Below are 12,690 nucleotides of genomic sequence, written 5' to 3'. Positions count from 1 at the left end.
GGCTTTAATAGAGTGATTTTAAAATAATTTTTTATTTCTTCCATGTCGTAACTCATTTATTGAATAATCGTTGATTTACGGCCTTTATTTTAGTTTTTGATGTTATTTTTCTCAGTTTAACGGGTTATTAACACACAATTGTTTATAAAGTTCGTATTTTTATGCAAATGTCAAATTGAAAATGTTTTTCGATAATTTAAAACGAAAGCTGAGAATCGAAAAGTGAGTTGGGCTAAAGTTTAAAAATGATTCATTTTTGCTTTAGTTTTAATTCTAGAAATGAATTCTTGCCAATCGTTTTATATTCTAATTTTCATTGTGATCTCATTTTGATAATATTTTAGGAGATAAGTATTTTTTCAAAATAGTTTCATAATGTTAAAAATCATAGAATTATTCATACTGATAGTTTCAAATTTTGATTTTCAATTTTTGACTGTAAACAATTTTAAATTTATTTAGTTATGAAAAATATTATTATTACACTGTCGTTTTTATTTGCAAATCTTGCAATTGGTCAAACACACCAAATTACAAAACACAATGGAGAACAATTGGATGTTAATTTCATCAAACAGGAAAATGATTTAATTTATTATTCATTAGATGGGAGTAGAGAAGAACAGAAAATTAGTAAGTACGCAGTTTCACAATTGACCAATAAAGAAACAAAAGAAACAAAAAAAATAACCGATAAAGTTCTGGTTGATTCTAAATCAGATTACAAGTTTGTTACCGTTTTGCCTCAGGAGAAAACAGCCGGTTTGAAACAGGTGGCTAATTTTTCAGGAGTATCAACGAAGACAAAAGGGGAGTCGCCACTTGCAAATCAGAAGCAGACGGCTATGAGAATAAAAACAAAATCGGCTTCAAATGGATATCCATTTGTGAGTATTGTTGAAAAAGCTGATGGAAAGTATGAAGCGGTAGCTTATGCATATTAAATTTTGTGTTAACTTTTATTAAATAACATCAAGTCAATATTTTATAGTTTAAAAAAAGAGTACCTTTATTAATCACTTAAATTAAATATTATGTCAAAGAATCTAAATACTGTAGCAGCAATTATAGGTGCTGCGGCCGCTGGTGCAGCGATTGGAATTTTATTTGCTCCTGATAAAGGATCTAAAACTCGTGCTAAACTGAAAGAAGGTTTAGATGATGCGGCGCATAATTTAAAAGATTCACTTTCAGCAAGTTCTGAAGTACTGCGTGAAAAGTTCACACATGCAAAAGAAAATTTAGACGGAACTTATGGAGAGCTGCTTTCAAATATGAGTTATAAAACAGAAGAAGTAATTAGTTTTTTAGAAACTAAACTGGCTGATTTAAAAGCACAAAACGCTAAACTTCAGAAATAATAATCCGGAAGCACAAAGCTTAGAATGATTTGTTGGATTGTTTCGGTTATTTTATTCTTAGAATAACCAAATGACAATTTTTAAATCATAGGTTTTGTGCTTCTTTTTTTAACCAAAACTACAACTATGGCTTTTGAAGAATTAAAAGAGAATACTGAAAATATTCAGGATCAGGCTAAAATTTATCTCGACAGTCATTTGGCCTACTATAAACTTTGGGGTTTTAAGGTCGCAATGAAATCGACCACTCTGATTTTTAAGTTTACTTTGATATTATTGTGTGTTGGAATGGTATTACTTTTTGGATCTGTAGCAGCAGCATTCGCTTTTAGTAATTTATTTGGAAGTTACACTTTAGGATTTCTGACAGTAGGAGGGATCTATCTTTTGGCAACAATACTACTTTTCTTTGTAAAAGATAAGTTTGTAGAAGGGCCAATTTTGGAGAAATTTTCAGAAATATTTTTTAATGATTAGTTATGGAAACAAAAAAATATTCATCGTACGCTGAAATCGAAAGAGATTTAGAAATTCTGAAATTGGAGAAAGATATTAATTACCAAAAATTAGTATTAAGTTTTCAAAAAACTAAGGAGTCTATAACACCGCAAAATGTAATTAACGGAGTATTTTCTTCTTATAAAGAGTATTTCTTTAATTCGTATCCACAAATTTTACAATCCATTTTACCCTATATTATCAATTGGTTTATAAAGAAAAAAAGAGGCAAATAAGCCTCTTTTTCTTTTGTTAATTATTTTATTTCCGGTTGAATATCATCTTCATAACCGGATTGTTGTGGTTCGATTGGTTTTATTTTTTCAATTTTCTTGTTCGTTTTTTTCATCATTTCACCAACTTGGTTAGAAGCTGTAAACGAAGCAACCATATTGTTGAGCATATCACTTCCGGCTTGAGGAGAATTTGGTAACAAGATTAGGTTCGAATTGGCATCAGCACCAATTGCCTGTAACGTATCATAATGTTGTGTTACTACAATTAGGGCAGAAGCTTCCTGAGAATTGATACCAACATTGTTTAAAACTTCAACACTTTCTACAAGACCTCTGGCAATTTCACGACGCTGATCTGCAATACCTTGACCTTGTAAACGTTTACTTTCGGCTTCGGCTTTTGCTTTTGCAACGATTCTGATTCTGGAACTTTCAGCTTCAAATTCAGCAGCAGTTTTTTCTCTGTCAGCAGCATTAATTCTGTTCATGGCATTTTTTACCTGAATGTCAGGATCAATATCAGTCACCAAAGTATTGATGATATCATAACCATAAGTGGTCATCGCTTCATTCAATTCTCTTTTTACGGCAATCGCAATATCATCTTTTCTTTCAAAAACGTCATCCAGTTTTAGTTTTGGAACTTCGGCACGTACCACATCAAATACATAAGCAGTAATTTGATCGTGTGGATATTCTAACTTATAAAAAGCATCGTATACTTTTTCCTGAATAACTTTAAATTGTACCGAAACTTTCATTTTTATGAAAACGTTGTCTCTGGTTTTGGTTTCAATAATAACATCTAACTGTTGTATTTTAAGATTAACACGTCCGGCCAATCGGTCAACCAAAGGAATTTTTAATTGCAATCCTGAATTTCTTACGCTTAAAAATTTTCCAAATCTTTCTATAATTACCGACGATTGTTGTTTCACGGTAAAGAAGGAGGACATTAGTATAAAAAATGCCAGGACTAAAATGATAATAAATGCTGTGTTCATGGTGATAATGATTTAGTTTTTGATGTTGTAAATTACGAATATTCTTCCAATTTAAATTTTTAAAACATTAAAAAAACGCTAAGAACATTTGTTTGATGTTACTTAGCGTTTCTATTTTTAAATGGAATTCTGTTTATAAAGTTGAAATTGCTTTTTGAATTCTCGAAATAGTTTCTTCTTTTCCAATGATTTCAACAATGTCAAATAGGTGAGGGCCTTTTAGTGCTCCAACCAAACTAAGTCTGAAGGGCTGCATGACTTTCCCCATACCAATTTCATTTTTAGTCAGCCAGTCTTTTACAATGGTTTCAATATTGGCAGAAGTAAAATCTTCAATATTTTCCAGAACCGAAATTAATTCTTGCATTAAGGCAGGTGTCTCTTCCTTCCAGTTTTTACTTGCTTTTTCATCATAAGACGTTGGTACCTGAAAAAAGAAATCCGTTAAATCCCAAAATTCTGAAACGAAATTTGCTCTTTCTTTGATAAGTGATACAATACGAGTTGTCACTTCGAGCGGAGTCGAGAAGCCTTTTTCTTCTAAAATAGGAGAGAAGCTTTTTGCTAAATCGGCATCATTTTGTTGGATAAGATGCTGATGGTTGAACCATTTATTTTTCTCAGGATCAAATTTTGCTCCCGCTTTATGTACTCTGTTCAAATCAAAAGAGGCTACTAATTCTTCTAAAGAAAATATTTCCTTGTCTGTTCCATCATTCCATCCTAACAAAGCCAGGAAGTTTACAACCGCTTCCGGGAAAAATCCTTTTTCTCTGTATCCTGATGAAATACCTTCTTCCGTTTTCCATTCCAATGGAAAAACAGGAAATCCTAATTTGTCACCGTCTCTTTTAGATAATTTTCCATTTCCAATTGGTTTTAAAATTAAAGGTAAATGTGCAAATTCAGGAGCATCCCAGCCAAAAGCTCTGTACAATAAAACGTGAAGAGGCATAGAAGGAAGCCATTCTTCACCACGAATTACATGTGAAGTTTCCATCAAATGATCATCTACAATATTGGCTAAGTGATACGTTGGCATTCCGTCACTTTTGAATAATACTTTATCATCCAATAAATTGGTTTCAAATTTTACATCACCACGAATAATATCTTTTAAATGTAAAGTTTCGTCAACCGGAGTTTTAAAACGAATGACATAATGTTCTCCATTGGCAATTCTTGACGCAGCTTCATCGGCAGAAATTACCAAAGAAGTATCTAACTTTTCACGGTTGTGATGATTGTATATAAACGTTTTTCCTTCAGCTTCGTGTTGCTTTCTGTGTGTATCCAGCGCTTCCGGAGTATCAAATGCATAATATGCCCAGCCAGACTGAATCAGCTGATCGGCATATTTTTGGTATATTTCTTTACGATCACTTTGTCTGTACGGACCAAATTTTTCATTTTTCCCAACCGTTTCTTCCGGAGCAATTCCTAACCATTCCAGTGCTTCCATAATATAAGCTTCAGCACCTGGAACAAAACGAGTCTGATCTGTATCTTCAATTCTCAGATAAAAAACACCGTTATGTTTTTTTGCAAATAAATAATTAAATAGGGCAGTACGAACACCGCCAATATGTAATGGTCCAGTTGGACTTGGTGCAAAACGCACACGAACTTGCTTTGACATTTGTTTAAATTTTGATGCAAAGATACGGTTTATGATTTTAGATTTTAGAATGTCGATTTCAGATTTTTGCCTCCTAAAAGCTTAGCGTCTTAGTAACTTAGAATCTTAAAAGGTATTATTAAAATTACTACTTTTATAGGTTATAAATAAAAGAGATTCATTTTGAAAACAACATCTGCCATATATCAAAAATTAGAAGCGTTTATAAAAAAATATTATACGAATGAATTGATAAAAGGAGGACTTCTTTTTATTGGTTTTGGATTATTGTATTTTCTTTTTACACTTTTTATAGAGTATTTTCTATGGTTGAAACCATTTGGAAGAACCGTATTATTTTGGTTATTTGTTGGAGTAGAAGTTTTTCTTTTGTTTCGATTTATTTTATTTCCCGTTTTTAAATTATTTAAACTTCAAAAAGGAATAGATTACAATCAGGCTTCGGCTATTATTGGGAATCATTTCACAGAAGTAAGTGATAAGCTGACTAACTTTTTGCAATTATCGGCTTCAGGAAATACAGCCGAAAGTTCAGAATTAATGCTGGCTTCAATAGAACAAAAAGCCAATTCTTTACAACCGATTCCGTTCGGTAATGCTATTAATTTTAATAACAACAAAAAGTATTTACCATTAGCAATCGTTCCGGTTTTGCTTTTTGCCGTGTTTTATATTTCAGGAAACAGTACTATTATTTCACAAAGTTTAAATAGAGTAGTGCACTTTAATGCGACCTTTTTACCTCCGGCACCTTTTAAATTTGTTGTTCTAAATCAGAATTTACAAACCGAACAAAACAAAGATTTTGTTATCAAGATGGAATCTGTAGGTAAGATCGTTCCCGAAAATGTGATGATTCATATAGGGAATGAAAGTTATTTTATGGAATCTTCTCAACCGGGAAAGTTTGAATTCAAAGTAGAAAAACCAGTTGAAAATGTTTCTTTCTCTTTTGAAGGTAATACTGTTTCATCAGAAGAATACGAGTTGAAAGTGATCACAGTTCCATCAATTGCGAACTTCGAGATGGTACTTAATTTTCCATCTTACTTAAAAAAGAAAGCAGAAATTATTCAGGGAACAGGTAATGCAATTCTGCCGGAAGGAACTTTGGTAACCTGGAAAATGAAAACACAATCTACTCAGGAGATCGTTTGGAAGGGCGAAAATTCAATTTTTAAGTTTAATAGAGACCAAAATGAGTTTAAATTGGCTAAAAGTATCAGTCAAAATACAGAATATCAAATTCTTACCTCGAATAATAAGGTCAAAAACTACGAAAAACTGGATTATCAGCTCTCAGTGATCAAAGATCAGCACCCATCAATTCATGTTGCACCAGCTCCGGATAGTTTGAAGTTAGATAAAAATTATGTTCTGGGCAGGTTAGGCGATGATTATGGTTTGTCTAAATTACAGGTTGTGTATTATGAAAGAAACAAACCCAACACTGCCAAGCGTGGAACAATACCTGTGAAATCAGGAGTATTTGATCAGTTCGTTTTTAACTTTCCTAGTAATCTGGCAGTGCAGGAGGGAGTATCTTATGAATACTATTTTGAAGTTTTTGATAACGATGCACCACATGGTTTTAAAAGTACAAAGTCTTCTGTATTTTCTGATCGTGTGGCTACCACTGATGAAATTCATGATCAGGAATTGCAACAGCAGAATGAGAATATTAATAGTTTGGAGAAGTCTTTAAAGAATCAAACGAAACAGTTTTCTGAGATGGACAAGATTCAGAAAGCCGGAAAAGAGAAAGAGAATTTAGAGTTTAAAGATCAGCAAAAAGTAAATGATTTTATCAAGCGTCAGAAACAACAAGACGAATTGATGAAACAATTTACAGAGAAGATGAATAAAAATCTGGACAAATTTCAATCGGATAAGAAAGATAAAACAGCTGAAGATTTGCAAAAGAGATTGGACAATGCTGAAAAGGATCTGGAAAAAAACCAGAAGTTAATGGAGGAATTGAAGAATCTAAATGACAAGTTGAATAGCGAAGATCTGTTTGATAAGATGGAAAAATTCAAACAGATTAGTAAAAACCAATCCCGTAATTTAGAACAATTGGTTGAATTGACAAAGCGTTTTTATGTATCCAAGAAAGCAGAACAAGTTGCTGAAAAGTTAAACAAGCTTGCAGAAAAACAAGAGCAGCTTTCAAATAAAGACAAAGAAAATACACAGGACAAACAAGAAGATATCAATAAAGAGTTTGATAAAATTCAAGAAGATTTAAAGAATCTGAAAGAAGAAAACAAAACATTAAAAGCTCCACTAGACATTCCGAATGATGCTTCAAAGGAGAAAGAGGTGAAGAATGATTTGCAGAAAGCTTCAGAAGAATTGAGTAAAAAGAATTCGGCATCAGCCAAACCTAAGCAAAAGAGTGCTGCTAAAAAAATGAAAAGTATGGCAGAACAAATGGATGCCGGTATGGAAGGTGGAGAACAAGAACAAATGGAAGAAGATGTTGCTATGCTTCGTCAGATTCTGGATAATCTTTTAGCCTATTCTTTGTCGCAGGAAGATGTAATGAAACAATTTAGAACAATGAAATTGGGTTCGTCAGCGTATACGAAGAACATTAAAATTCAACAAAATTTGAAACAACAGTTCAGATATGTGGATGACAGTTTGTTTGCTTTATCACTTCGTAACCCTAAAGTCGCCGAAGATGTAACCAAAGAAATTGGAAATGTACTGTACAATATTGATAAAGCTATTGAAAGTTTAAGCGATGTTCAGGTTCCAAAAGGAGTATCGCATCAGCAGTATGCAGTTTCCTCTGCAAATAAGTTGGCAGATTTTCTGAGTGATTTATTAAATAATATGCAGATGTCTATGTCGAAGCCGGGATCTGGAAAACCAAAACCGGGTGATGGACAAGGAATGCAATTACCGGATATTATCCAAAAACAAAAAGGTTTAGGAGATAAGATGAAAGAAGGGATGAAGTCGGGTAGTAAACCGGGAGATAAACCTGGGGATAAATCAGGAGAAAAACCTGGGGATAAACCGGGCGAAGGAAAAAATGGTGAAGGCAAAGAAAGTAATGGTAAGGATGGTAAAGGTAAAAACGGTGATGGTAAAACGGGTCAGGGAAATAAAAATGGAGGTCAAAGTAATGGGCAGATGAAGGACAATGATGGAGAAGGAGATGCTGAAGCAATCATGGAAATTTACAAAGAACAAGTAAAATTACGTGAAGCCTTGCAAAAAGAACTTGCAAAAAAAGGATTAGATTCTCAAGGTAAATCTGTAATCGATCAGATGAAAGCTTCTGAAAAACAAATTTTGAATAAAGGTTTTAAGAATGAGAACTTGCAGCGTATTCTTAATATTCAACAAGAATTACTAAAATTAAACAACGCAGTTCAACAACAAGGCCAAGATACGAAGCGTCAATCTGAAACTAATAAGACTGAATTTCCTAACAGAACAAACGCATTGCCGAGTTCGTTACTGGAATATTTAAACAGTGTGGAGATATTAAACAGACAATCACTACCTTTGCGCTCGAATTTTAATCAAAAAGTTCAAGAATATTTTAATACAAAATGATCAATTTTAATTACGAAACCGAATTTACTTTAGACAACGAACAAGCTTTTTCTGATTGGTTAAGTGCTGTTATCGTTTCTGAAAACAAAAACGAAGGAGAGATAAATTACATTTTTTGTGATGATGAGTATCTTCATAAGATTAATGTAGAGTATCTAAATCATGATACGTTAACAGATATAATCAGTTTTGATTATACAGTTGGAAACGAACTTAACGGAGATATTTTTGTTTCTGTTGAAAGAGTAGAAGATAATGCTAAAGATTTTAATGTTTCTTTTACTGAAGAATTGAAGAGAGTTTTAGCGCACGGCATATTACATTACTGTGGATATAAAGATAAAAGTGATGCTGAAGCGGAGTTAATGCGATCTAAAGAAGATGAAAAGATTGCTATGTTTCACGTGGAACAGTAGATAAATTACCTTTTTCAAATTTAGTTTTATGTGTTCCACGTGAAACATTAAAGAGTAGAAGAAGGTTATTATATTAAAGTGTTTCACGTGGAACATAAAAATAAACAGTTTATTCTGTGTATAAAAGAATTAAATGTTCCACGTGGAACCATTGATTTTTGATATGGAAGGGTTTTAGATTGTTTCACGTGAAACAATAGTCTTTGAAAAATATAGAGGTTCAGTTTGGAAAAAGGTTTGAGAATTGGGTGGAGTTTTTAGTTTGTGTTTTGAACCAGGAAGCTTCTAATCTGAAACCTGAAACCTGAAAAAGAAAAACCACGTTCCACGTGGAACAAAAGAAAAGAAAATTAATTCTGAGAACCGCCTTAAACGGTTTGAAGAGAATAATAAAACAAAATGTTTTTAGAAGAATACGATGTTATTGTAGTTGGTGCTGGTCATGCAGGATCTGAGGCCGCGGCAGCGGCAGCAAATTTGGGATCCAAAACTTTATTGGTTACAATGAGTTTGCAGAACATCGCACAGATGTCTTGTAATCCTGCGATGGGAGGAATTGCAAAAGGACAGATCGTGCGTGAGATTGATGCGTTGGGCGGATACTCAGGAATTGTTTCCGACCGAACGGCTATTCAATTTAAAATGTTGAATAAATCGAAAGGACCGGCAATGTGGTCGCCAAGAGTTCAAAGTGATCGAATGCGTTTTGCTGAAGAATGGAGAATGATGTTGGAGGGAACTCCAAATTTGGATTTCTACCAAGAGATGGTCAAAGGTTTGATTATTGAGGATGGTAAGATAAAAGGAATCAAAACTTCGTTGGGAGTGGAGATTAGATCGAAGTCTGTTGTTTTGACGAATGGGACTTTTTTGAACGGTTTAATTCATATTGGAGAAAAACAGTTTGGCGGAGGACGTGCAGGAGAAAGCGCAGCAACGGGAATTACTGAAGATTTAGTTCGTGCAGGTTTTGAAGCGGGAAGAATGAAAACCGGAACGCCGCCACGAGTGGATGGACGTTCTTTGGATTATTCTAAAATGAACGAAGAGAAAGGTGATGCAAAGCCGGATAAGTTTTCTTATTCTGATTTGACTTCACCGTTAACGCATCAGCGTTCTTGTTACATGACGTATACGTCATTGGATGTTCATGATATTTTGAGAGATGGTTTTGATCGTTCGCCAATGTTTAACGGAAGGATCAAAAGTCTTGGTCCAAGATACTGTCCTTCGATAGAAGATAAAATTAATCGTTTTGCAGATAAAGAGCGTCATCAATTATTTGTGGAACCGGAAGGGTGGAATACATGCGAAGTGTATGTGAATGGATTTTCAACTTCACTTCCGGAGGATATTCAATTTAAAGCATTGCGTTCTGTAGTCGGTTTTGAGAATGTGAAATTTTTTCGTCCGGGTTATGCAATCGAGTATGACTATTTTCCACCGACACAATTGAAACATACTTTGGAAACAAAGTTAGTGGAGGGATTATATTTCGCCGGACAGATTAACGGAACAACCGGATATGAAGAAGCGGCTTCTCAAGGTTTGATGGCGGGAATAAATGCACATCTGAAAGTACATGAAAAAGCGCCGTTGATTCTGAAACGTGATGAAGCTTATATTGGAGTATTGATTGATGACTTGATTACGAAAGGAACAGAAGAACCTTATCGCATGTTTACTTCTAGAGCAGAGTATAGAACTTTGTTGCGTCAGGATAATGCCGATTTTAGATTGACGCCAATGTCGCACGAAATTGGTCTTGCTTCTGAAAAGCGTTTGCGTCGAATGGAAAAGAAATTAAACGAATCTGAAAAGATGGTTGCCTTTTTTAGAGAGACCAGTGTTTCTGTTGCAGAAGCAAATCCGATTTTAGAAGTTAAAGAAACTGCTCCAATTTCACAAGGAGATAAAATGTTTAAAGTTTTTTCTCGTCCGCAAATTGATTTAGACGATATGCTTAAGTTTGAAAAAGTGAAAGCGTATGTGGAAGAAAACAATCTGGATCAGGAAATTTTAGAGCAAGCAGAAATTCAGGTGAAGTATTCCGGTTATATCGAAAAGGAAAGAAATAATGCGGATAAACTAACTCGTTTGGAAGAAGTGAAAATACCAGAGAATTTCGATTACGATAAAATTAAATCAATGTCGATTGAAGCAAAACAAAAGTTAAGCAAGATTCGTCCTGTAACTATTTCTCAAGCTTCAAGAATAAGCGGAGTTTCTCCAAGTGATATTTCTGTTTTGTTGATTTACATGGGAAGATAAAAAAATAAGAGACGTGCCAATAGGTGCGTCTTTATTTGTTTTGATTTTCTTTGTTTCAAGTTTCAAGTTTGGGGTTTGAATTTTATTAAGTTGGATTGTTTGAAGAGAAGGTATCTGAAATAAAAAAATGTTCCACGTGAAACTACTTTGAGAAGACTTGCTAAACTTGAAGAAAATCGTAAAACTATTTAAAAAAAAATCTGTGAGATGCGTAGTAAAGCATTTCGAATTAATTAATACTTGTTGCATTAGTATATGTGATGTAACAATAGCGTTGCCAAATTCTATTAAAAACCTATAATTAAAAATGAACGTTTTAAACAAAAAACATTTTCTTACTGTAAAAGACCATTCTGTATCTCAAGAAATTTTTAATCTGTATTACGATGAAACTTTGGATATGCTGATTACTTCTCCACAACCCGCTTTAGAAAATCTTGGAAGATATTACGAAAGCGAAGATTATATTTCTCATACCGACAATAAAAGATCTTTGTTCGAAAAAGCGTATCACTTTGTAAAAAGTATTGCTTTAAAAAATAAGCTGAATTTGATTAATGGGGAGCAATCTCAAAAAGGTAGAATTTTAGATATTGGTGCCGGAACCGGAGATTTTTTGTTGACCGCAAAAAATGATGGTTGGGAAACAGTTGGAGTGGAACCAAGCGAGAGAGCAAAAAATATTGCGATAGAAAAAGGAATTTCTTTTGTAAACGGAATTGATGCTCTTGAAAATAATTCTTTTGATGTAATTACCATGTGGCACGTTTTAGAACATGTGCCAAATTTAGAATTGCAAATTCAGGAATTAAAACGTTTATTAAAACCAACTGGAACTTTAATTGTTGCGGTTCCAAATTTCAAATCGTTTGATGCAAAATATTACAATGAATTTTGGGCAGCTTACGATGTGCCAATTCACTTTTGGCATTTCTCAAAAAAAGCCATTCAGTCTCTTTTTGGAAAAGTAGATATGAAATTAGAAAAAGTGCTTCCGATGAAATTCGATTCATTTTATGTTAGTCTTTTATCTGAAAAATACAAAACGGGAAAAATGAATTTCATTAAGGCCTTTTTTATTGGTTTGCGATCCAATTTAAAAGCATCGGGAACAAAAGAGTATTCATCGCACATTTATGTCTTAAAAAACAGCTAAAACGCAAAATAAGCGCATTTAAGGCGCTTTCTTAGGGAATACGAGGGTTTGTGCTGTCTTTTTTAAGAAATCGCTTTAAATAAAAGCTATTAAAGCCACTTTTAATAGTGATCTTTTATGGTAAAATCCCAGTCCATAAATAAAATTAATGCAGTAAAAATGGAGCATTTTTCTGGAAATTTTGTTGTTTCTTTTTAGAAATTCGAGGTTTTAGAAAAGTGCTTCATTTTTTTGCTAAGTTTTGTTTTGTGAATGCAAAAATTGAAAAATAATTTTTTTTGACTGGATTAATTTTATGGTTTTGCGATCAGATGAAGCGCAACGGTAAAAAAGAACAATTCTTAACGGATTTACGCTTTAAATTACCCTAAAACTTAAAATAAGCTTGTTTAAGGAGTCTTCTAATGAAAGGCGAGTATTTGTGTTGTTATTTTTGAGAAAACGCCTTAAAAAAAGGCTGTGAAAGTCATTTTTAATAATGATATTTTATGGTAAAAATCTCCTCAATAAATAAAAGTAATATCATAAAATTATAG

The 12,690-nt window shown here is 33.3% G+C and carries 10 protein-coding genes; 8 read left to right on the top strand and 2 right to left on the bottom strand.

Features of this window, described 5'->3' with window-relative positions:
- Nucleotides 1-464: 464 nt before the first annotated feature.
- The 4 genes from B0A80_RS01195 to B0A80_RS01180 all read left to right on the top strand — a co-directional run bounded on the left by B0A80_RS01195 (nucleotide 465) and on the right by B0A80_RS01180 (nucleotide 2,095).
- The gene (locus B0A80_RS01195) at nucleotides 465-944 is read left to right on the top strand and encodes a hypothetical protein (RefSeq protein WP_089076138.1); all 480 of its coding nucleotides are present in this window, start codon (nucleotides 465-467) and stop codon (nucleotides 942-944) included.
- A gap of 90 nt (nucleotides 945-1,034) precedes the next feature.
- Nucleotides 1,035-1,361: a YtxH domain-containing protein gene (locus B0A80_RS01190; RefSeq protein WP_089076137.1), complete on the top strand. Its 327-nt coding sequence runs from the start codon at nucleotides 1,035-1,037 to the stop codon at nucleotides 1,359-1,361.
- 126 nt (nucleotides 1,362-1,487) lie between these two features.
- Nucleotides 1,488-1,838 carry a hypothetical protein gene (locus tag B0A80_RS01185; protein ID WP_017495753.1) on the top strand — a complete coding sequence of 117 codons (351 nt, stop codon included), beginning with the start codon at nucleotides 1,488-1,490 and terminating at the stop codon, nucleotides 1,836-1,838.
- 2 nt (nucleotides 1,839-1,840) lie between these two features.
- Complete coding sequence (locus tag B0A80_RS01180; protein WP_017495754.1) at nucleotides 1,841-2,095, top strand: DUF6327 family protein; 255 nt, start codon at nucleotides 1,841-1,843, stop codon at nucleotides 2,093-2,095.
- Nucleotides 2,096-2,115: 20 nt separating this feature from the next.
- Here the strand turns inward: B0A80_RS01180 and B0A80_RS01175 are convergent, their stop codons facing one another.
- Complete coding sequence (locus B0A80_RS01175; protein WP_017495755.1) at nucleotides 2,116-3,099, bottom strand: SPFH domain-containing protein; 984 nt, start codon at nucleotides 3,097-3,099, stop codon at nucleotides 2,116-2,118.
- Nucleotides 3,100-3,232: 133 nt separating this feature from the next.
- Entirely contained in the window at nucleotides 3,233-4,738 is a 1,506-nt protein-coding gene (gene gltX / locus B0A80_RS01170) for a glutamate--tRNA ligase (RefSeq protein WP_089076136.1), read from the bottom strand.
- 162 nt (nucleotides 4,739-4,900) lie between these two features.
- Here gltX and B0A80_RS01165 point away from each other — a divergent pair, with 162 nt between their 5' ends.
- From B0A80_RS01165 to B0A80_RS01150, 4 genes are all read left to right on the top strand, one after another.
- Nucleotides 4,901-8,311 (top strand): hypothetical protein, encoded by a 3,411-nt coding sequence (locus B0A80_RS01165; protein WP_089076135.1) that lies wholly within the window; start codon nucleotides 4,901-4,903, stop codon nucleotides 8,309-8,311.
- The gene (gene ybeY, locus B0A80_RS01160; protein ID WP_017495758.1) at nucleotides 8,308-8,727 is read left to right on the top strand and encodes an rRNA maturation RNase YbeY; all 420 of its coding nucleotides are present in this window, start codon (nucleotides 8,308-8,310) and stop codon (nucleotides 8,725-8,727) included. Before B0A80_RS01165 ends, ybeY begins: the two co-directional genes overlap by 4 nt.
- A gap of 399 nt (nucleotides 8,728-9,126) precedes the next feature.
- On the top strand, nucleotides 9,127-10,998 hold the full coding sequence (gene mnmG, locus B0A80_RS01155) for a tRNA uridine-5-carboxymethylaminomethyl(34) synthesis enzyme MnmG (protein WP_089076134.1): 1,872 nt from the start codon (nucleotides 9,127-9,129) through the stop codon (nucleotides 10,996-10,998).
- Between the two features lie 307 nt (nucleotides 10,999-11,305).
- The gene (locus tag B0A80_RS01150; RefSeq protein ID WP_089076133.1) at nucleotides 11,306-12,154 is read left to right on the top strand and encodes a class I SAM-dependent methyltransferase; all 849 of its coding nucleotides are present in this window, start codon (nucleotides 11,306-11,308) and stop codon (nucleotides 12,152-12,154) included.
- The last annotated feature ends 536 nt before the right edge of the window (nucleotides 12,155-12,690 follow it).

This window comes from Flavobacterium tructae, from assembly GCF_002217475.1.
Lineage (GTDB): Bacteria > Bacteroidota > Bacteroidia > Flavobacteriales > Flavobacteriaceae > Flavobacterium > Flavobacterium tructae.
Note: the sequence above shows the minus strand (reverse complement) of the source record. Positions and strands in the feature narration are given on the sequence as shown.

Excerpts from the sequence above, each read along its gene's own strand:
- B0A80_RS01195 (WP_089076138.1), top strand. The coding sequence starts at position 465 with ATGAAAAATATTATTATTACACTGTCGTTTTTATTTGCAAATCTTGCA.
- B0A80_RS01190 (WP_089076137.1), top strand. The coding sequence starts at position 1,035 with ATGTCAAAGAATCTAAATACTGTAGCAGCAATTATAGGTGCTGCGGCC.
- B0A80_RS01185 (WP_017495753.1), top strand. The coding sequence starts at position 1,488 with ATGGCTTTTGAAGAATTAAAAGAGAATACTGAAAATATTCAGGATCAG.
- B0A80_RS01180 (WP_017495754.1), top strand. The coding sequence starts at position 1,841 with ATGGAAACAAAAAAATATTCATCGTACGCTGAAATCGAAAGAGATTTA.
- B0A80_RS01175 (WP_017495755.1), bottom strand. The coding sequence starts at position 3,099 with ATGAACACAGCATTTATTATCATTTTAGTCCTGGCATTTTTTATACTA.
- gltX (WP_089076136.1), bottom strand. The coding sequence starts at position 4,738 with ATGTCAAAGCAAGTTCGTGTGCGTTTTGCACCAAGTCCAACTGGACCA.
- ybeY (WP_017495758.1), top strand. The coding sequence starts at position 8,308 with ATGATCAATTTTAATTACGAAACCGAATTTACTTTAGACAACGAACAA.
- mnmG (WP_089076134.1), top strand. The coding sequence starts at position 9,127 with ATGTTTTTAGAAGAATACGATGTTATTGTAGTTGGTGCTGGTCATGCA.
- B0A80_RS01150 (WP_089076133.1), top strand. The coding sequence starts at position 11,306 with ATGAACGTTTTAAACAAAAAACATTTTCTTACTGTAAAAGACCATTCT.